This window comes from Photobacterium sp. DNB22_13_2 (genome assembly GCF_052873915.1).
The window spans coordinates 61,175-82,418 of the sequence record NZ_JBNNXU010000008.1; the positions used below are offsets into that span (position 1 = coordinate 61,175).

Sequence of the window (21,244 nt, forward strand, 5' to 3'; positions counted from 1 at the left end):
ACTATCCCCAAGCAGCTTTGCTTCTTGGGGTTTTTTTATGTTCTTTTGTTAAGTAAAGATAAAGCTAAGCAGAAAAGTAATGAAACCTGAACCAGTTCACAATTACATTTTTTATGAATCGAGCTTTAAAAAATCATAATAGAATAACTGGTTGTAACATTTCAAAATACGTCTATTGAAACGTCGTGGGATAAATTATGTCGAGTATAAAAGTGCAAGAGTGGGGTAAGTATCAACTCTATTCGCTAGTTAATTCACAAGGTACACAAATCGATATTTCTGACCTCGGTGGTGTGATTGTTAATTTCTTCATTACAGATGCACAAGGCGAAAAGAAAAATATTGTCTTGGGATATGAAACACCAGAAGAGTACCTGAAAGGTCAGTGCTACTTCGGTTGTATCGTGGGGCCATGGGCAAACCGTATTGCCCATGGTCGCTTTACGCTAAATGAGGTTGAATACAATCTAGAGCAAAATGAAGGAACAAACCACCTTCATGGTGCTTCAGCAAATCTGGGTGCGAAAAGTTGGTTGGTTAACGTGGTTGATGACACAACTTTAGAGCTGACAACGCAAGTAAAAGCGGGTGAAGCAAATTACCCTTGCGATATTGATTTTTTAGTAACTTACACACTATCAGAACAAAATGAACTCGGTATCTGTTATCAAGCAATGCCACATGCGCAAACTCCGATCAATATGACTCAGCATACCTATTTCAATTTAAGTGAAAGTGAAAATGTGCTAGATCATCGTATTCAAATTATGTCAGGTCATTACCTTCATGTAGATGCACTTGCGATACCACTGTTTATTGATTCCGTCGATGAAACACCGTTTGACTTACGTGAAATGCAAGTGATTAAGGATGGGATCAACCAAGACAACGAACAGCTTCATAGTGCGGGTGGCTACGATCATTGTTGGTGTTTTGAACCAAACGGGATCGAACATGTAGCGACCGTAAAAGAAGATAAATCAGGTTTACAGTTAGATGTACTGACTGACCAAATCGGTCTCCAGTTTTATTCAGGTAATTTTATTAGTCAAGAGCTTGGTCGTAATAATAAATTATACGGCAAGCACGCGGGGCTGTGCTTGGAAACACAATGTTATCCAAACCAAATTAATATGGAAAACAAGTCGGATTGTATTTATAGCCCATCTAAACCTTACTGTCACAATGTTGTATACAAAGTACAGACGTCAGAAGTTTAAATAGAGAATTCAACTATGATTAATATACCTCAAGTTAATATGGGCATTGTTGCCGTTAGCCGAGATTGCTTCCCAATTTCACTTTCTGAGCAGCGTCGTAATAATGTTGTTAGCCAGTGCGCTGAAAAAGACATTCAGATTATTGAACTAGAAACCATCATCGAAAACGAAAACGATATGGTTAAAGCGTTGCAAGAAGCGCAAGATAAATCTATCAACTCGCTTGTGATCTACCTTGGAAACTTTGGCCCTGAAGGCCCACTAACACAATTGGCGCAACGTTTTGATGGCCCTGTGATGTTTGTTTCAGCAGCGGAAGAGTCAACATCTTGTCTTGCCGACGATCGCGGTGACGCATACTGCGGTATGCTTAATGCCTCATACAGTGCAAGCCTGCGAAACATCCGCCCACACATTCCAGAGTACCCAGTGGGCACACCAGACGAAGTAGCTGACATGATTGGTGACTTCGTACCAGTGGCGCGTACCATCTTAGGTTTGAAAGGCCTGAAAATCTTTAGCTTTGGTCCACGCCCACATGATTTTGTTGCGTGTAATGCACCAATCAAAGCGCTGTTCGACCTAGGCGTTGAGATCATGGAAAACAGCGAGTTGGACTTGCTGGATATCTATCAACAAGCGGAAGGTCACGAAGACATTCCAGGCATCGTTGCTGAAATGGAGCAAGAGCTGGGCGATAACAACCCATACCCAGATCTGTTGCCGAAACTGGCGCAATACGAAGTGGCACTACTTAAGTTCCATAAAGAAAACCTAGGCGCTTCGACCTTTGGTATCTTTGCTAACAAGTGCTGGCCATCGTTTGAGAAATTCTTTGGTTTCGTGCCGTGCTACGTTAACGCCCGTTTAGCTGAGCGTGGTATACCTGTGGCATGTGAAGTGGACATCTATGGCGCCCTGTCTGAATACATGATCACGTGTGCGACCAACCACCCAGCCACGCTACTGGATATCAACAACACAGTACCGAAAGATATGGTGGCGAATTCTGCCGATCAAATGGGCGACTACACAGAAAAAGATCTGTTTATGGGTTTCCACTGTGGTAACACGGCACCAAGCTGCATGAAGAACTCGCAACTTCGTTTCCAGAAGATCATGCACAGCCTGATGGAGCCAGGTCAGGAGCCGGATATCACTCGCGGAACATTAGAAGGGCAAATCAAAGCCGGTGAAGTTACACTGTTCCGTCTTCAATCCACGGCGGATACCAAGCTTCGCTCTTATGTGGCGCAAGGAGATATTTTAGAGATCGATCCTGAGTCGTTTGGTTCTATCGCGGTGTTTGCCATCCCTGAAATGCAACGCTTTTACCGGCACGTGCTGATCCAAAAACGTTATCCGCACCACGCAGGTATCGCATTTGGTCACGTAGGCAAAACGCTATACCAAGTGTTAGACCTGATTGGCGTTTCTGATATCGACTATAACCAACCTGCTCACGAGCGTTATCCAAATGAAATTCCGAGTTTTTTCATCGGTTAATTCAGAACTAGAGCAGTAAATCAAAAAAGAAGAAAGCGCTTCGATTGAAGCGCTTTTTGTCTATTTGGCAAATTACTTTCCGTAAGGAAAGATAGTTTCAATGCTACCGTCTTCATTGTGCTGAAGCTCAATCATCTTCATACAACGTAGGTGTGTCTGTCCCTCTGATAGAGAGCTATCATGGTAGAACAGGTACCATTTGCCTTGATATTGGACAACAGAGTGGTGCGTCGTCCAACCGATAACAGGTTCAAGGATGGTTCCTTGGTAGGTGAACGGCCCATATGGTGATTCACTGGTCGCGTACGCTATTTTGTGTGTAGTGCCTGTAGAATATGAAAAATAGTACAAGCCGTTGTGCTTATGGACCCATGGCCCTTCGAAATAGCGGCGCTCTTCATCGCCGGCTTTGAGGAGTTCACCATTTTCATCGACAATATCAACTTCAACCAGATCGTGTTCAAGACCAGTCATTGAGTCATCTAGTCTTGCCATTAACGGTTTAAGTGCAGGCTGATCAGGTTCTGGGTAAATTTCTTCACCAAACTCGCCGTCACGCCAACATTGAAGTTGACCACCCATAATGCCACCAACATAAAGGTAGTAGTCGTCATTATCTTGGTAAACGGCTGGGTCGATACTGTAAGTCCCTTGGATGTAGTTGTCTGTCGCTACAAACGGGCCATCAGGTTTATCACTGACTGCGACACCGATTCGGAAAATACCATCATACGCTTTCGCAGGGAAGTATAAGTAATATTTCCCCCCTTTTTCAGCAGCATCGGGTGCCCACATTTGTTTTTCAGCCCACTTGACGTCTTTTACATCGAGTGCATTACCGTGGTCGGTGACTTTGCCAAAAGGTTTCTCAAGTGAAAACACATGGTAGTCACTCATCGCAAAATGATCGCCATCATCACTTTGTCCCTGAGCAGTTTCAATATCGTGAGACGGGTAGACATAAATCTTGCCATTAAATACGTGTGCAGAAGGATCTGCCGTATACATGTGAGTGACAAGTGGTGCAGACTTGGCATTCAGAGCTTCTCCCGAGGCAAGGTTAGTTAGGGCAGTGCCGTTGCCTTCGACGGTTACATTTGAGTCGGTTGGCTTGTTAGTCATTTACAATCTCACTTTTATAGCTAAATACTAACCCACCAGTCGAACTTAATCGTACGACTAGAGGGATTAATAGAATAAATTTAAAGAAAAGGCTTAGATTCCGAACGCGGTTGTTTCGCTGTTCTCGCTTCGGTATTCTTTGGGGGTTTTCGCGAGGTTTTTCTTGAATACTGTGTACATATATTGAAGGGACGGATATCCACAAACTTCAGCAATCTCGACAATAGGTAGAGACGTTGTGATTAGAAGGCTACATGCTCGGTTAAGTTTAGAGTCATGGATCTCTTGATGGATAGAGTGACCTCGCTCTTCTTTAAATCGTGTTTCCATATTAGAACGTGAAATTCCCACGTAGCTCAGAACTTGGTCAACTTTTATACCTTTGCAAGCATTATGACGGATAAAGTGCATTGCTTGTATGACATAAGGGTCTTTAAGTGCTTGGTAGTCAGAGCTTTGTCGTTGATAAACCTGATATGGCGGAATCAATACACGTTCAAATTCTTGCTTTTCCGCTTGATTGTTATTGACGGCTGATTTTGCCTTGATGTACTTGTGCAGCATTTTAGCTGCACGATAACCCATTTCTTTACAACCTTGAGCGACAGAACTTAGCGAAACACGAGTCAAGTAACGAGCAAGCTCTTCATTATCTATACCGATAATGGCTACTTTGTCCGGTACCATTAGGTTGAGGTGATCACAAACTTGCAGTAGGTGCCGAGCGCGTGAATCTGTCGCAGCAATAATACCTGTTGGTTTAGGTAGCATCTGTAACCAATCGGCCAATCGGTTCATATCATACTGCCATGTCTTAGGATTCGTGTCGTTACCGCGAAAAACTGAGCTAGTATAGCCTTCTTGTTTGACTATTTTATGGAAGGCCTTTTCCCTTTCATTGGCCCAGCGTTTATCAGCATCATTAGCAAAGCCATAAAAAGCAAAATGTTGTAACCCTTTATCCTTCAAATGTTGAAAGGCAAGTTCAATTAATGCGTGATTATCCGTTGCTACATAGGGTACTGCTGGGTATTCGTCCATATTTTGATATGAGCCACCCACGCCAACAACAGGAATATCTGTGTTAGTCAAAAGCCTTTCAATCTCAGGGTTGTCAAAGTCCGCAATGATGCCATCCCCCTGCCAAACCTGAATATTTTCGATGTGAGTAGTAAAATCATCTTCAAGAAAAATATCCCAATCGCATTGAGAGGCTTGTAGGTACTCACCAATGCCTTCGATCACTTGTCGGTCGTAAGTCTTGTTGGCATTGAATAGTAAATTAATGCGGAGTTTTTTATCCATAAATATGACCTTAGCGTTAGATGCAGGGCAGTCTAACAACCAAATTGGAATTTCGGTGTGATCATGGACACGTTCGTGAAATCCATGAATTTCAGTATCAAATAACGTAATTGTGAGATGTTCGCCAGCCATGAATACTCTTATTAGACGGTATAGCATTTTGCTGGGCTCCAGAGTCGGGGCAAATAAGAGGATAAATTATGTATATTGGTATCGATTTAGGCACATCGGGTGTTAAATCTATTGTAATGTCACGAGATGGAGACATTGTTGCCTCTAAAACGATAAAACTAGAGGTGTCTCGCCCTTACCCGCTTTGGTCTGAACAAGACCCACAGCAATGGTGGGAGGCAACTTGCCAATCTATCTCAGGGCTCAGCGAACAGGTTGATCTGTCACAAGTGAAAGCGATTGGGCTTTCTGGACAAATGCACGGTGCAACCCTGCTAGATGCTAGCGGTGATGTTCTTCGACCTGCTATTTTGTGGAATGATGGGCGATGTGAAGAAGAGTGTTTCCAACTTGAAGCTGAGGTACCCAATAGCCGAGCTATCACTGGCAATATTATGATGCCCGGTTTTACTGCGCCAAAGTTAAAATGGGTTGCTAACAATGAACCTGAACTTTTTACGAAGATAGATAAGGTTTTACTACCAAAGGATTATCTACGCTATAAGATGACTGGGGTTTTTGCCACTGACATGTCAGACGCCGCCGGAACACTTTGGTTAGATGTCGAAAAACGTGATTGGAATGATGAGCTTCTTTCAGCAACTGGGTTGACCCGCAGTCAAATGCCAAAATTGTATGAGGGCAGTGCAGTGACAGGCTTACTCACTGACGAGGTTGCTACACAATGGGGTATCGGGCAAGTGCCTGTCATTGCTGGCGGTGGTGATAATGCTGCTGGTGCTGTGGGTGTTGGTATTATTAACCCAGGTCAAGCAATGCTTTCGCTTGGCACATCAGGTGTGTATTTTGCTGTTAGTGATGGTTTCATCTCTAACCCAGAGTCGGCACTGCATAGTTTCTGCCATGCGCTCCCAAACACCTGGCATACTATGTCTGTTATCTTGAGTGCCGCTTCATGTTTGCAATGGGTGGCTGACTTTACCGGCTTCCCTGATGTGGGCACCATGTTAAATGAAGTAGAGCAAAAGGCAGATACTTCATCGGGTGTTATTTTCTTGCCGTATTTGTCGGGTGAGCGCACACCGCACAACAACCCTAATGCTAAGGGAGTCTTTTTTGGGATGACTCACTTAACAACTCAGCTAGAATTGGCTCAGGCTGTCCTTGAGGGCGTTGGCTTTGCCTTTGCTGATGGATTTGATGCGCTGCATGTGACAAAGCAAATTCCAGAGGAAGTCTCTTTGATTGGCGGCGGGGCGAGAAGCGAATATTGGCGTCAGATGTTGGCAGATATAGTCGAGCTGCCGTTGGTGTATCGTAAAGGAGGAGATGTTGGCCCAGCTCTTGGTGCTGCAAGGTTGGCTATTCTTGGGGTTGAACCAAATAGCAGTTTGTCTGAAGTCTGTCCTATTCCAGAACTAGTTCAACGGCATGAACCCAACCCTGAAAAATCAGAGTACTACCAAGCAAAGCGTAAGAAATTCCAGGATGTTTACAAGAGACTTAAAGATCTTTTTTAGTCGATAAAACCATCCGTTTCGGATTTCAGACGCTAACTGGTATTTCGTATATGTCATGGTATTTATTCGTGAGTGTATATTTAATTAGATTTGTAACTGCATACTGGGTAATGAACATTTCAGAATTACGGTAGATTATATTAAAGTGTGAGCAAAACCATAAAGACACTATAAGTAATTATATAATTATACTTTGTCATGGATGTAAACTATGATTTCGTGTATTATAAATAAACTCATTACAATTTATCACATCAGACTTGCTTAGTTTGGTGTGATTTTTTTCTAAAAAACATATCGAAATCCATTTAACTTTAGGGTTGGCAATAATTACCCTTAAAAAAGTCAAAAATTAATCTTTAGTATTATAAATGTTTAATTATTATATGACTTAATGTTTAGGGTTTGATATTTTTTTTATGATTTAAGAAATTAAAAAATCTTATTAGGAATGGGAAAATGAAAAAAGTTGCTTTATTGTTAGCTTCTGGTTTTGAGGAAGGAGAAGCCATTAATGTTATTGATATACTACGTCGTTTAAACATATCTTTGACTGTTATTTCATGTGAAGCAAATTCGTATCTTATGTCTTATCATGGCGTTAATATTTATGCGGACGATTTGCTTGAGAACCAACGACAGAATAAATTTGATGCACTTGCATTAGTGGGTGGTCCACCGAACACTGATAGATTAGGTACAGACGAAACGGTCATTCAATTTATCAAGGAACACATTGATTCTGGTGCTTATATCGCTGCACTTTGTTCTTCCGGTGCAAAAGTATTGGCTAAGAATTATCTGCTATCTGGGCGTTGTTATGTCTGCTGCGGAAATTTACATCAAAATTACGAAAATGGTACCTATATCAACCAGCCTGTAGTTATTGATGGCCAATTTGTTACAGGTCAAGATTACGGTTATACCATTGATTTTGCATTTGCATTGGCAAGTGTATTGATTGGCAATCGTCGTACAAGGGCATCAGATATAGATGATATTGATTGGGTATCTAAACACATAAACTATCGGCGTTTTACTGATTATTACATACCCTCAGCAGAAGAGGTAAAGTTTGATGCTGCCGAAAGTATTTTATAGAAAAAGTTAACAGCTTATTAGTGTTGGATAATTATTTAAATATATAATATTAATTGAATTCTACGAGAGAAGATAGCGACATACGCACTATGATTTTTTGAAATTGATTAATCTTATAACATGTATTAATTATCTTTATAACGCTCATTGAAAACTGCTCCTAAACAAGTAAAGGAGCAGTTTTTTTAAATGTACCATCATTCGCTGTATGAACCATGAGTAACCCCAAAGCTCACTACAAGCCCAACAACTGGAAAGAGTACAATCAAGCCCTTATCAGCAGAGGCTCAATAACCTTCTGGATCGATGAGGAAGCATTATCGTCATGGGAATGCTTTTCACCACGGTCGGCCTGGTCGCGGTAATCAATATTCCGACCTATCCATCACGACAGCGTTGATGAAGCCGACTACTTAAAATGGAAATCGAACACTGATAGTAATGGTTTGAACGTATTTGATGCGATGAGAGCGCTTCATTATCCAGCTAAACGAATTTCGGATAGCGCGCTTAACCCATGTAAATATCATGCCTTTATTGAATTGCATATTGAGCAGGGCCGAGTTTTAGAAGCACTAGGTGCACAGATAGGTATTGTTGAAGGTATCGCCGCACCTAGTCGATACCGCGTGGATGTTACTGGTCACAGCGACCATTCTGGTGCAACGCCTATGGGGATGCGACAGGATGCGGTTGTCGCAAGTGCAAAAATTATCGCCAAGATATCAGAGTTGGCATGTGCTGAAGCTAGTTATGGGTCTGTTGGAACTGTTGGCAGAATGCAGATTGTTCCTAATGCTATCAATGTTATAGCGGGGGATGTTGAGTTTTATGTCGATATCCGAGGAGTGGATGTTGCATCAATTGAACGCATCATTAACGGGTTTAAAGATTACGCCAACACAGTTTCCGAATCTGAAAAGGTGCAAATTGATATTAGTGAGTTGTCGCATGATAGGCCCGTTGTTCTGAGTACTGAGATTGCAAGTATTTCGGAGTTATGTGCGATTAATGCTGATCTCAACTTCATCAAGATGAACAGTGGCGCAGGACATGACGCGATGTACATGTCTCAGGTTATGCCTGCATCGATGATTATTGTGCCCTCAAAAACGGTATCAGTCATCACAAGGATGAGCATTCTGATCTGTCCGATATTGCAACGGCAGCAGATCTGCTTGTCGATATGATACGTGTTATAGATGAACGGGATCGTCGTTTTAAATTTGAGCTTTAGGTTGCAAATTTATGGCACTAATTTCTCAAGCATACCATCCAGAAAACCATAGGCCCTCCATAAGGAGGGCTTAATTGTATCTGTACATTTGATCCGGCGCGAAACCTTCATGCCCTTTCGTGGGAAATGCATTCTGATTTATTTTTATTAAGAATAGTAAAATTGCGTTTCATTTTGTATTGAGTTATTGATGTTTTTGTATATAATGCTCTGAGCTTATTCTTACATATAAGCTATTTGAACAGCCGTCATAGCTAATACCAGCCATAACTATGGCGGCTTTTTTACGCTTGTTATTTGTGTCCATACCATTGGATACGAGTATTGAGCGCTTACCAAAGAAATAAATTTTCGTATGCTCGAATATCAAAAAAGCTCACATATCATAATATTGATATATGAGCAATTTCGTTAGGATCTGGAAACTACTTAATAGATATCAAGCTGAAATCTACCAGTATGTTGTCCAATTGCGAGATTTACGGATTAGGGCTTCAAGAAAGAAGTAGTCTCCCCAGATGCAGAACTCATCAATACCTCTGCCGTCAGGTTTTGCGTATGTACCATGCAGTAACACACCGTACTCATCATCATTTTCGCTGATGTAAGAGTCAGATAAGTTTTCAATAGCTTTATCAACAAAAGCTTCATAGCGAGCTCTGTCAGCATCTCCAACAGGCAGGTGCTTTAGTAACTCTTGCAATCCGCATAGGAAAATTGCGGTCGCTGAACTGTCGCGTGGCTCGTCCCCACTTGTGAACGTTAAATCCCAATAGGCGACTAAGTCTTCTGGAAGGTGATCAAGAAAATAGTCTGCAAGTTTTTTAGACATTTCAATCAAACTGTAGTCACCAGTATGCTTGTAACTTAGCGCCAAACCGTAAACTCCCCAAGCTTGCCCACGAGCCCAGGTGGACTCATCTGAATAGCCTTGGAAAGTCTTGCCACCAATAGCGGTACCGTCATTTTTATCAAAGAAATAGGTATGGTGTGTAGAGTAGTCATCACGAATGATATGGCTGTTTGAACGCGCAAGGTGGCTTAGTGCGATGTTTCTATACTTTTGATCACCTGTGATATCTGTTGCCCAATAAAGCAGTGGCAGATTCATGTTGCAATCAATGATCATACGAACCTTATGATTAGGGTCATTGACGTTACCCCAAGCCTGAATGACCTGTGCTTTATCGTGGTATCGATTGATGAGTACTTCAGCAGCACGAACAGCAAGCTCTTTTGCCTTCTCGTTGCCATTAATTTTGTATGGTGCAAGGCAGGAAAGTGTAAACAAAAAACCCATATCATGAGTTTCAAGACAGATCTTCTTGTCAAGTCGCTCTTCAAATTTATCCATTAACGATTCGCCAAGAAGGCGATATTTTTCATCGTTAGTGTACTCATAGGCCAACCACAACAATCCTGTCCAAAAGCAAGTAGTCCATTGAGTATTTTCTATTTTTGGGTAGACCAGGTTTTCACTAGCCGATGCAGGAAAACCATCATGATAAACCGTCATCATAAGATCAACTTTCTTAAGAACACGCTGAATTGACGTATCTAAAAATTCAGAATTTGAAAAAGTCTGATTAGGTGTATCAACCTCAATGGTAGTCATTACTTATATCTCTCTAATTAGTTAAATTTAAGTTGTCATTATGAAATAAATTATGGCTTCATAAAATGTGAACATCAATTATGTTTTTTACAATATACATTATAGTATTTTATACCTGTGGTTTTGCTCACTTAGATCAATATCGTTTTTTTTACATCAATAAATTGTGGTTTAGCTCTCAGGATTTTTAGTAAATTTATACTTTAATTAAATTGTGGTTTGATTGAGTTAATTATTTTTATCAGTCTCTGCATTAATTGAATGTGTTATTTTGGGAACTATTACCAATGAAAAAGAAAAACGTCATTATATTCTTTACTGATCAGCAAAGATTTGACACCTTGGGTGTGCACGGTAATCCAATGAATTTAACACCTAATTTGGATTATGACGCTGTTAGAGGAACGCATTTTGAAAATGCTTTTACTCCGCAACCTGTATGTTTGCCAGCTAGAGCATGTTTACAAACAGGCAAATATGCTTCAGAAACAAACTGCAATACTAATGGGGATAGTCTATCTTCTGATGAAAGAACTCTAGCTCATTATTTTAACGAGTCTGGATATAAAACGGGATATTTTGGCAAATGGCATCTGAATGCTTCATGCGTAGGCCCCTTTGAAAAACCTCAAGGCGGCTATCAAACTTGGAGAGCTGCAAATATACCTGAATTTGTTTCAGATGCTTATCAAACAGTTGTATTTGATGAAAAGGGTGAGGAGCTAAAACTTCCTGGTTATAGAGTTGATGCGATAGTCGATGAGGCTATTCGATATATCGATAATAATAAAGACGAACCCTTCTATATGATGGTTTCATTATTAGAACCCCACATGCAAAATCATAGGGATGATTTCCCTGCACCTACTGGTTACAACGAACGATACCTAGATAATTGGACACCACCGGATCTTAAGGCACTTGGTGGGACTAGTGCATCACACCTTCCTGGTTACTATGGAATGGTTAAACGAATTGATGAGGCCTATGGGCGTCTTAAGGACGTGCTAAGAAGCCTAGATCTATTAGATGACACTATTGTAATATTTACTTCTGACCACGGTTGTCACTTTAAAACTCGCAATGATGAATACAAACGTTCTTGTCATGATGCATCGATCAAAATCCCTATGGTGATGGCAGGTGGTCAATTCGAAAGCGGGGGCCGATTTACTAACCCTGTCAGTTTAGTTGATGTTGCCCCAACAATCCTCGAAGCCTGTGGCATTAATGTTCCTTCTGATATGTCAGGACAATCATTACTTCCACTTGTCGAAAGAAGAGATAAGAACGTGAGAAAACATGCTTACGTTGAAATAAGTGAATCACATGTCGGACGCTGCATAAGAACAGGACGTTGGAAATACAGTATCAAGCAGAAAGATGAAAATGTTTATATAGATGACTTCCTATATGACTTACAAGCGGATCCATATGAATTAGAAAATTTAATTGGGTATACATCACATGACAAAGTAGTAAGTAGACTAAGACAAGTTCTAACTAAACAGTTGGAAGATATTGGTCATACTGTTCCTGATATCATTTCTGCACCTCCAAGAGAAGCGAAGCAGAGAGTTGTTTATAATAATGAAGTTGAACTTTAATTAATAAAATAGAGAAATAATTATGATAGATATTGCAATTCTTTTAGTATATTTTGGATTCTTAATTGCTATTGGTTGGTCATTTAGGAAGTTTAGTTCGAATACGAGTGATTATTTTAGAGGCGGAGGTAAAATGCTGTGGTGGATGGTTGGTTCCACATCCTTTATGACCGCAGTAAGTGCAATGACCTTTACTGGTCATATGGGTAAAAGTCTAACAGGAGGCTTCGCCGTTGCGATTGTTGTTTTCTATGCCTCCGCACTTGGTTTTTTATGTAACTATCTATTCTTTGCGGCTAAAGCTCGACAAATGCGAGTTATTACGCCCTTAGAAGGCGTTAGGATGCGTTACGGTCGTGTAAACGAACAGATCATGATGTGGTCAAGAATGCCTTTGGGTATTCTTCAGGCAGCTATTTGGGTGAATGCGCTTGGGGTATTCGCAAGTGCTGTAGTCGGGGTGCCATTAGAAGTGACGATTGTCGTCACTGGCGGTATCGTAGTCTTTATGTCTTTAATCGGGGGCAGCTGGGCCGTTATTGCATCAGACTTTATGCAAATGGTGATTCTAACTGTTATGACGTTGGTGACTGGAATGGTAGCCCTTTGGAAAGGGGGCGGTGTAGTTGAACTCATGTCAAATGGTCTTCCAGAAAATCCAATCATTGGTGATGGTTACAATTATACCTACCTCTTTGTGGGTTGGTTCCTTTGTATGTTTATCAAGCAGTTCTTAACTACGAACAACATGTTGAGTTCGTACCGATACATCACAGCAAAAGATACAAAAAATGCTCGAAAAGCGGCATTGTTAGCTGCGTCATTAATGTTAGTTGGTCCTTTAGTTTGGTTCTTACCTGTATGGTTCGTCTCTGGCCATTATCCTGATCCTTCAACGTGGGGTCTTGACGGTCTAGGAAAGAAAGTGACAGATGCAACGTATTACATTTTTGTAAAACGTGAAATGCCTGTGGGTATGATAGGTCTGCTACTTGCTGCTATCTTTGCTGCGACGATGTCATCAATGGATTCTGGTTTGAATGGAAACTCCGGTATTGTTATTAAGAGTATTTACCAACCTTACATCAAAAAAGATGCTTCAGAACAACACCTTTTGAAAGTAGGGAAGATGCTGACTGCAGCGTTCGGGGTCGTGATTATTCTAGCAGCACTTGGACTATCATCACTCAGACAATATGGTTTGTTTGATTTGACGATGCTAATTAATACACTAATTGGTTTTCCAATTCTTATTCCTGCTCTATTGGGCATCTACATTAAGAAAACACCAGAGTGGGCTGTCGGTGGTACTATTTTGGTCGGTATGTGTGTATCAGCGATAATTGCTTTTGTTATTACACCAGAGATGATTGCTAGCTTCTTAAACTTAGATCAACCATTGACGAATCGTGAGTTTACAGAAATGAAGTCAGTGACTCTCGGTGTTGTTGGACACGGGTTGATTACTCTGCCGTTCTTTGTCTGTACGCAATTCTTCTACAAGGGCTTGTCTCCTGAGCGTGAGAAGAATATTGAGCAGTTCTTTACCAATATTGATACTGAGGTTGTTGTTGAGGATACGGCGGATAGTATTGAGTTAGATAACAAGCAGAACAAGGTACTAGGAAAAATGCTCCTTGTTGCTGCGGGATTCATCTCATTACTTACGTTGGTACCTAACCCTATGTGGGGACGCTCGCTATTCCTCATCATGTCTTTGATTGTCGCAGGAATTGGTTTCGCCTTACTTAAGGCGGTTAAAGAACCAGAATATAAGGTTACGGTGGCTACGGATTAACGTACAAGAATTATTCGTTAACTAAAACCTGGAGCACATATATGTAATTTTATATGTGCTCCAAATTTCTCATGTAAATATAATGAAGAGTGAGTGATGAATATGTTAAATATAGAAAGTCTATACATTAATAACTTGCAAGAAGTTAATTGTGTAGAGTCTTTACCTAACTTAACGTGGAAAGTGAAGGCAACTCACCGAGATGAGAGTCAAATTGCATTTCAGTATCAACTTTCAACTGAAAATGACTTTTCAAAAATAATTTTGGATTCTGGTCGACAAGAAAGTGCCAGAAGTGTAAATGTAAAAATTAACTTGGCACATTTTGATTTTTCACAACGATATTTCGTCAGAGTAAAGTGTTGGAACAACTACAATCAAGAATCTGATTGGAAGCAGTCGAGCTTTATATCAGGGCTCAATAAAAAAGATTGGCAAGCAAAGTATATTCGTTCAAGTCTGGAAGAGACAAGCTATGAACAGCAGGGGATATACTTTAGAAAGAACTTTGCTGTTGATAACCTCAATGAAGTAGAGTCAGTCATGATTCATGCGACAGCAGGGGGGATATATCAAGCATATTTAAACAATGAAGAAATTATAGATGGTGTTTTAAAACCGGGTTTTACCAGCTACAAAAAAAATCATCTTTACCAAACTGCAGAGATTACTAATCAGATCTCGAACAATAATACGATCGTCTTTCACGTAGGACCTGGATGGTACTGTGGACGGTTGGGATGGCTAGACGATAGTGCACTTTATGGTGTTGTGCCCGGCATGATTTGTCAAATTATTGTTCATTATAAAAATGGGACAAAAGAAGTTATCCCTACTGATGATTCATGGAAATGGTCAGAATCACCGGTTGTTTTTTCAAGTATTTATGATGGTGAAACATATGATTCTAGAAAAGAGATAGATTTATGGTGCGTAGCAAAAGAAGGCAATACTTCTTGGGAAAGTTGTATACCGGATAATTTTGATTTAAATGTATTAAAGCCACAGGATGCGTGCGTTGTCGAACGAATAGAGACAATTAGCGCTAAGTCTGTCTTTGAAAGTCCATGTGGTGAGACCATAGTCGATTTCGGCCAGAATTTGTCAGGTCTTATTGAGTTTGAAGTAGCTGGCCAAGTAGGGGATGTACTTACAATCGAACATTTTGAGGTGCTTGATAAAGAGGGCAATGCTCATATTGAAAACCTCCGCACGGCTCGACAAAAAAACACATTTATTATCGGACCAAAGAAGCGATATTCGTATAGTCCACATTTCACATTTCAAGGTTTTCGCTACGCAAGAATTAGTAAATCATCGAAAGAGATAGCGATCAGTAAAATTGAAGCTATCGTGATTCATTCTGCATTGGAACGAACAGGTCACTTTGAAAGCTCCAATCCGCTACTGAATAAGTTGCACGAAAATATCCGTTGGGGCATGAAAGGAAATTTTGTTGATATCCCAACGGACTGCCCTCAGCGTGACGAACGTTTAGGATGGACTGGAGACGCTCAGATCTTCTCGAAAACAGCATGTTACATGTACGATTCACAGAGTTTTTTTTCAAAATGGCTTGCTGATGTATCAGCTGACCAACTGCCAAATGGCGGTATTCCCTTTGTTGTTCCAGATACAATGACGGGAAGGGTAGATTCTCATCCATTTTTCAAAAAAAGTACGCACTCTGCCGCTGGTTGGGGAGATGCCATTGTGATTATCCCATGGCAACTTTACCTTATGTATGGTGACAAGGAAGTGCTGGAAAATCACTATCAATCGATGTGTAAGTATCTTGAATTTGTTGAGAGTAAATCTCACGATTATGTTTACGACTATGAGATTCAATTTGGTGACTGGTTAGCGTTAGATGCAGAGAAGGGAAGCTTTTTTGGTGGAACCCCTACCGAGCTAACTGGAACGGCATATTTTGCATATTCAGCGAAATTGCTCAGTAAAATATCTCATATATTGGGATATTCAAAACAAGGCGAATATTATAAATCTCTATATGGGAAAATTAAACGAAAATTCTTGTCTAAATATGTTGGAAATAATTGTGAGCTACTACCAAAAACACAAACTTCACACATTTTACCGTTACATTTTGAGCTGGTATCAAGCCGACAAAGAAAAATAATTGCCAACAATTTGGTGATGTTGATAAAAAATAATAATGGTCATTTGAATACAGGTTTCTTAGGAACCCCACATATCTGTGATGCCCTAAGTGATAACGGTCATCAAGAAGCTGCGTATGAATTGCTGTTACAAGAGGCTTACCCTTCTTGGTTATACCAAGTTAAACTCGGGGCGACAACGGTCTGGGAGCATTGGGATGGAATTAAGGCAGATGGTAGTTTAAGAGACCCAGGCATGAACTCTTTTAACCACTATGCTTATGGTGCCGTTGGACAGTGGTTATATAGTAATGTTCTGGGTATTCGCCCTGTTGAGTCTGAGCCAGGGTTCAAACTTTTTAAAGTATCCCCATTGCTAAGTTCAAAGTTAAAGAATGTATCTGGCCAATATTCGACCAGTTATGGCGATATTAAAATTTCATGGTCTTGTCGTAATGAAAGCGATTATGAGTTGGACGTTGAAATTCCGTTTAACTCTAAAGCTGTCATTTCAGTTCCAGGTTTTTGTATTGACAGCTTAGATGGTTATTCTACTAATAATCTAAATGAACTAAGACTCGGCTCTGGTAAATACAAATTACAAATAACCTCGTTGGTTAAAGAAACAGCATTAAATTAATCAATTGAAATTGGAAGTAAATACAATGTTAGAAAAAAAAATAGGTAGTTGGGGTGACCAAGGTGATGGCACATATATTAATCCAGTATTGAATGCCGATTATCCTGACTCAGATATTGAACAAGTCGGTGATACCTATTACATGATCACGTCTAAGCAGCATATGTCTCCAGGAATGCCCATTCTTGCCTCGAAAGACATGGTCAATTGGACAAATGTTGGATTTGGATTTAATCGATTAACATGGGCTCCTGAATATAACTGGAACCGAATGAATGGCTATTCTTTTGGTGTCTGGGCGGGCGATTTAGCATACAACGATGGGACATGGTACATCTATCAAATAGATTATAACCATGGCTTGATGGTGACCACGGCGAAGGATATTGCGGGCCCGTGGAGTGAGCCTAAGATTATGCTTGATACTTCCTACGTTATGGATGACCCTGCCGTCTATTGGGATAAAGAAACTGGTAAGGCATACATCATCGTCAACGCGGGTGTAAAAGCTGAGCACGCTGATGAACCATCACCAGTGAATACTAACGTGATTTATGAGATGAGTTGGGACGGCCTGTCAATTATTGATGATGGCCAGGAGGTGTATTCGGGGATCGGCGCAGAGGCAGCCAAAATCTATAAGTTTAATGGATACTGGTATGTATTTTTGGCTGAATGGACGATCGGCGACTGCTCTACAGGGCTTGGAAAAATCAACAAGAAAAATGACCGTAAGCAAGTTGTGTTGAGATCATCTGAAAGTATCTATGGTCCTTACGAGAAAAAAGTCGTGATGCAGAAAGGAAGCCACTTTGGTCACAGAAGTGCGAGCCAAGGGGCATTGCTGCAAGCGCCAGACGAGTCATGGTGGTATATGCACCAATTGGTTCAAAATGACGTTGATCCGTTTCAAGGCCGAGTTCAGTGTTTGGAGCCGGTTGAGTGGATCGATGATTGGCCAATCATTGGTATTGATGAAAATGGTGATGGAATAGGTGAGCCGGTTAAACGTTTCCGTAAACCTATCAATGGTTTCCCCGTTCAAGCGCCTCTAAGCGATGATGACTTTACTTCAGAGACGCTCGGTCTACAGTGGGAATGGAACCATAACCCAAGAGAATCGCACTGGTCATTGACAGAAAAACGGGGCTCTCTTCGACTTAAAGCGAGTAAATTAGTACCAAACACAGAAGGGTATGGTCCTAAAACGAATCAATGGACAAACAGTGATGGATCTAGTTCTGATTTTTGGCGAGCGTGTAATACGTTGAGTCAACGTATCATGGGTGATAGTCACGGTGTTGCTGAGGCCAAATTTGATTTAAGTGGCATGAAACCAAATCAAATTGGAGGGTTAGCTCGCTTCGGAGGGGTATTCAACCTGATGGGAGTCAAGGTCAGCTCATCAGGTAATCGTCAGTTAGTGTTTATCAATGCGAAAGGAGAACAAGTGGAGGGGGCAATTATTGACTCCGATACATTGTTTATCAGAACGACGAACAACGGCAGCAGTGCTTTCTTCGAGTACAGTTTAGATGGCGAGATCTATGAGTTTTTCGGCCAAAAGTTTGATATTGAGTTCGGTAACTGGACAGGTGACCGTATAGGTTTCTTTACCTGGAATGATAAGGACGAAGTCGGGTACATCGATGTAGAGAGTTTTACATATGACTATGATGGGCCAAAACAGTGTAGCTAAAACGGCATTTGCATTTTATTATTGTAAGGATTTAGTTTGTGCTTTATATAATGATTTTCATTGTGGTCTGATCTTTTAACTAATTTCAAATGTAAGGTTGATCATTAATTATATATAATCAAGGCGGAAACTTGCCATGTTGAAGAACTTATTCTGCCTTGGTTGTTTGGTTTTACTTTTATTTTATTTTATTAAAATTAAATCTTGAGCAAAACCACATTATTTTTATTTTAAAGTGGGATGTGTAAAACGCATTGTAATATAGTGTTTATATTGATTTTTTTGTTTACCAAATTTATCAATAAAGTGATTTGTTTTATGGAAGCAGTGAAGGGAATAATAATGAATAGCAAAAAAATTTTAGCAGTCATAGTAACATCAATGCTCATCAGCACGTCAGCGTCAGCAGCAACATTGATGCTTCGTCAAGAGCATAAGTCAAACGATCAAGTTGATGCAAATACAAATTCAACCCTTGTTAAAATTGGTGGTAGCATCGGAAATACCTTTATTGGAACTCAAATAGTTCACAAAGGTGAAAAGCTGAATAGTTACACTCTTAGTAGTACAGAAATGCAACTTGGTCATCGTTATAGTGTTAACGATGACCTAAGGGTGATACCACAACTACAAGTAACAGCTGTTAGTAGTGGTATTATATATACCCCTATGGCAGCTGTGGATTATAAACTTGGCGGGGGGTTTTCTATACAGCCATTGTATAAGCATAAATTCCATGTTGGTGTAAAAGATGGTGAATACAATGATACGAAACAGACAAGTCAGTATCAACTTAGTTTAAATTACGCTAAAGATGCCTTAAGGCTTGGTATTCAATATGACTACCACAAAGCTTTAGATGGACAAAAATTTTACAATGATAAAGAATTTAAACAAGAGCTTGAACTTAAGGCCTATTACCAAGTAGCTAAGGGTTTGACTCCTTTTGTCACATTTGCAGGGGTGCCTGAGGGAAATAAATCCGATAAGTATCAATTGCGAACGCGCTTAGGCTTGCTGTATAGCTTCTAATTGGTATCTTTACCCTTTTTTATATTGAGGCCACTAATTGTAATTAATTAGTGGCTTTCTATCATAAGGTTGAAAAATTAACATGAAAAAAATCTCTTATTTGGCAAAGAAGAAAAATAGTACTGTATTGTTATGTGCTGCTCTTGCGTTAGGTTTGCAAACGAATATATCAGTTGCTTCAGAATTACCTACGAACGTATTAGTCTTTTTGGTCGATGATCTTCGAGTTGATATCGGTAGCTATGGTCATAATCAAGTACAAACCCCTAACATTGATAAATTAGCATCGGAAGGTATGCAATTTAATAAGGCCTACGTTCAACAAGCGATATGTGGGCCTTCAAGAGTGAGTATTTTGACTGGTCTTAGGCCTGAAACCACAGGTCTTTACACCATCAATGACCAAGGGAGACTGCGCCCAAATCAACCGAACTTGATTTCGATGCCACAGTTATTCAAAGAGCACGGTTACAAAACAATAAGTATTGGCAAAGTATTCCACCACACGACAGATGATGCGGACAAGTGGACCACTCAAATAGAAAAACTCCCCAATTTTTATTCAGACCCCGAAAAAAAGCGCAATAAATTTGCTTATGATGTTGGTGATGTCGATGACGATTTCTATAAAGACGGTCAAGTTGCTAGAGATGCCGTGCGTGTACTGAATGAAATAAAAGATGATCCTTTTTTGATGGTTGTCGGCTTTAGTAAACCGCATCTCCCTTTCAATGCACCTAAAAGATACTGGGATTTGTATGAAACTGAACAGTTTGCTGTGCCATCACGGGCCGTGCCTGACAATATGCCAGCCTTGTCGTTAACAAATTGGAATGAATTAAGAAGTTATGGAGGCATACCTAAAGAGGGCTATTGCGACGATTTACTGACTAAGACTCTCACTCATGCCTATTACGCGTCAGTTAGCTATATGGATGCACAATTGGGTAGGGTGATGACCTCTTTAGATGACTTAGGGCTAAGAGAAAATACTATGGTTGTATTAATGGGTGACAATGGATACAAGCTTGGTCAATATGGTGCGTGGAACAAGCATAGTAATATGGAGTTAGATACGAAAGTTCCGTTGATAATTAGTCGAGAAACTAATCACAAGAGTGCTGCCGTAGGCAAGCAGTCAAACTCGATAGCAGAAGGTGTGGACATATTCCCTACTGTTATCGAAGCAGCAGGGTTACCCATGCCTAATTTAGATGGCGTCAGCCTTTTGCCAATAGTTGATGATCCGAGTAAAGAGGTAAAAGATCTGTCTTACAGTGTCTTTGCCAAAGAAGCGAGAGCAAAGATGGGTGTTACGGTAACCGATGGCACCTGGAGATACTCTGAATGGAGAGTGTCGGAAACACAAGAAATTTTATCGAGAGAACTGTATTCACATGCTGAATCAGACATCGCGACCAGTAATGTCATTGATATTCCAGAGTACGAATCAATACAGGCAGAATTGACAGATAAACTTCATGATAAGTTTCCTGTAGATGCTCCTTCTTTTAACGATAGACCTATTTTTGACAGAAATGATTAACTGAGTTTTTCAGAACTAGTTTAAAATGGAATGATGGTATATTT

General features: G+C 40.4%; 14 protein-coding genes and 1 pseudogene. 12 read left to right on the plus strand and 3 right to left on the minus strand.

Annotation, left to right across the window (positions count from 1 at the left end; genetic code table 11):
• Positions 1 to 197 precede the first annotated feature (197 nt).
• On the plus strand, positions 198 to 1,220 hold the full coding sequence (locus tag ACVA58_RS13875; protein WP_446511037.1) for an aldose epimerase family protein: 1,023 nt from the start codon (positions 198 to 200) through the stop codon (positions 1,218 to 1,220).
• A 15-nt stretch (positions 1,221 to 1,235) separates the two neighbouring features.
• Complete coding sequence (locus ACVA58_RS13880) at positions 1,236 to 2,726, plus strand: L-fucose/L-arabinose isomerase family protein (RefSeq protein WP_446511038.1); 1,491 nt, start codon at positions 1,236 to 1,238, stop codon at positions 2,724 to 2,726.
• A 72-nt stretch (positions 2,727 to 2,798) separates the two neighbouring features.
• Here the strand turns inward: ACVA58_RS13880 and ACVA58_RS13885 are convergent, their stop codons facing one another.
• Positions 2,799 to 3,848 carry a glycoside hydrolase family 43 protein gene (locus ACVA58_RS13885; RefSeq protein ID WP_446511039.1) on the minus strand — a complete coding sequence of 350 codons (1,050 nt, stop codon included), beginning with the start codon at positions 3,846 to 3,848 and terminating at the stop codon, positions 2,799 to 2,801.
• A 93-nt stretch (positions 3,849 to 3,941) separates the two neighbouring features.
• Positions 3,942 to 5,285: a XylR family transcriptional regulator gene (locus ACVA58_RS13890; protein ID WP_446511040.1), complete on the minus strand. Its 1,344-nt coding sequence runs from the start codon at positions 5,283 to 5,285 to the stop codon at positions 3,942 to 3,944.
• 68 nt (positions 5,286 to 5,353) lie between these two features.
• On the opposite strand from ACVA58_RS13890, the gene xylB reads away from it, so the two are divergent.
• The 4 genes and pseudogenes from xylB (at position 5,354) to ACVA58_RS13910 (ending at position 9,096) form a co-directional block, all read left to right on the plus strand.
• Positions 5,354 to 6,805: a xylulokinase gene (gene xylB, locus ACVA58_RS13895; RefSeq protein ID WP_446511041.1), complete on the plus strand. Its 1,452-nt coding sequence runs from the start codon at positions 5,354 to 5,356 to the stop codon at positions 6,803 to 6,805.
• A 459-nt stretch (positions 6,806 to 7,264) separates the two neighbouring features.
• Positions 7,265 to 7,906, plus strand: coding sequence for a DJ-1/PfpI family protein (locus tag ACVA58_RS13900; protein WP_446511042.1), 642 nt, complete (start codon positions 7,265 to 7,267; stop codon positions 7,904 to 7,906).
• 215 nt (positions 7,907 to 8,121) lie between these two features.
• A pseudogene (locus ACVA58_RS13905) lies at positions 8,122 to 8,308 on the plus strand (transposase); the annotation flags it as partial.
• Positions 8,287 to 9,096, plus strand: coding sequence for a hydantoinase/carbamoylase family amidase (locus ACVA58_RS13910; RefSeq protein ID WP_446511136.1), 810 nt, complete (start codon positions 8,287 to 8,289; stop codon positions 9,094 to 9,096). The pseudogene ACVA58_RS13905 and the gene ACVA58_RS13910, both read left to right, overlap by 22 nt.
• Positions 9,097 to 9,594: 498 nt before the next feature.
• On the opposite strand, the gene ACVA58_RS13915 is transcribed toward ACVA58_RS13910, so the two are convergent.
• A complete protein-coding gene (locus ACVA58_RS13915) occupies positions 9,595 to 10,758 on the minus strand; it encodes a glycoside hydrolase family 88 protein (protein ID WP_446511043.1) in 1,164 nt (387 codons plus the stop codon).
• 287 nt (positions 10,759 to 11,045) lie between these two features.
• Here ACVA58_RS13915 and ACVA58_RS13920 point away from each other — a divergent pair, with 287 nt between their 5' ends.
• The 6 genes from ACVA58_RS13920 to ACVA58_RS13945 all read left to right on the plus strand — a co-directional run bounded on the left by ACVA58_RS13920 (position 11,046) and on the right by ACVA58_RS13945 (position 21,200).
• Positions 11,046 to 12,365 carry a sulfatase-like hydrolase/transferase gene (locus ACVA58_RS13920; RefSeq protein WP_446511044.1) on the plus strand — a complete coding sequence of 440 codons (1,320 nt, stop codon included), beginning with the start codon at positions 11,046 to 11,048 and terminating at the stop codon, positions 12,363 to 12,365.
• 19 nt (positions 12,366 to 12,384) lie between these two features.
• Positions 12,385 to 14,163, plus strand: a complete 1,779-nt coding sequence (locus ACVA58_RS13925) for a sodium:solute symporter family transporter (protein WP_446511137.1) — start codon at positions 12,385 to 12,387, stop codon at positions 14,161 to 14,163.
• A gap of 96 nt (positions 14,164 to 14,259) precedes the next feature.
• The gene (locus ACVA58_RS13930; RefSeq protein WP_446511045.1) at positions 14,260 to 16,923 is read left to right on the plus strand and encodes a family 78 glycoside hydrolase catalytic domain; all 2,664 of its coding nucleotides are present in this window, start codon (positions 14,260 to 14,262) and stop codon (positions 16,921 to 16,923) included.
• A gap of 25 nt (positions 16,924 to 16,948) precedes the next feature.
• Entirely contained in the window at positions 16,949 to 18,622 is a 1,674-nt protein-coding gene (locus ACVA58_RS13935) for a glycoside hydrolase family 43 protein (RefSeq protein WP_446511046.1), read from the plus strand.
• 318 nt (positions 18,623 to 18,940) lie between these two features.
• A complete protein-coding gene (locus ACVA58_RS13940; RefSeq protein WP_446511047.1) occupies positions 18,941 to 19,654 on the plus strand; it encodes an oligogalacturonate-specific porin KdgM family protein in 714 nt (237 codons plus the stop codon).
• 82 nt (positions 19,655 to 19,736) lie between these two features.
• Positions 19,737 to 21,200: a sulfatase gene (locus ACVA58_RS13945; RefSeq protein WP_446511048.1), complete on the plus strand. Its 1,464-nt coding sequence runs from the start codon at positions 19,737 to 19,739 to the stop codon at positions 21,198 to 21,200.
• Positions 21,201 to 21,244 lie beyond the last annotated feature (44 nt).

Coding starts and splice junctions, on each gene's coding strand:
- ACVA58_RS13875 (WP_446511037.1), top strand. CDS start 198: ATGTCGAGTATAAAAGTGCAAGAGTGGGGTAAGTATCAACTCTATTCG.
- ACVA58_RS13880 (WP_446511038.1), top strand. CDS start 1,236: ATGATTAATATACCTCAAGTTAATATGGGCATTGTTGCCGTTAGCCGA.
- ACVA58_RS13885 (WP_446511039.1), bottom strand. CDS start 3,848: ATGACTAACAAGCCAACCGACTCAAATGTAACCGTCGAAGGCAACGGC.
- ACVA58_RS13890 (WP_446511040.1), bottom strand. CDS start 5,285: ATGGCTGGCGAACATCTCACAATTACGTTATTTGATACTGAAATTCAT.
- xylB (WP_446511041.1), top strand. CDS start 5,354: ATGTATATTGGTATCGATTTAGGCACATCGGGTGTTAAATCTATTGTA.
- ACVA58_RS13900 (WP_446511042.1), top strand. CDS start 7,265: ATGAAAAAAGTTGCTTTATTGTTAGCTTCTGGTTTTGAGGAAGGAGAA.
- ACVA58_RS13915 (WP_446511043.1), bottom strand. CDS start 10,758: ATGACTACCATTGAGGTTGATACACCTAATCAGACTTTTTCAAATTCT.
- ACVA58_RS13920 (WP_446511044.1), top strand. CDS start 11,046: ATGAAAAAGAAAAACGTCATTATATTCTTTACTGATCAGCAAAGATTT.
- ACVA58_RS13930 (WP_446511045.1), top strand. CDS start 14,260: ATGAATATGTTAAATATAGAAAGTCTATACATTAATAACTTGCAAGAA.
- ACVA58_RS13935 (WP_446511046.1), top strand. CDS start 16,949: ATGTTAGAAAAAAAAATAGGTAGTTGGGGTGACCAAGGTGATGGCACA.
- ACVA58_RS13940 (WP_446511047.1), top strand. CDS start 18,941: ATGGAAGCAGTGAAGGGAATAATAATGAATAGCAAAAAAATTTTAGCA.
- ACVA58_RS13945 (WP_446511048.1), top strand. CDS start 19,737: ATGAAAAAAATCTCTTATTTGGCAAAGAAGAAAAATAGTACTGTATTG.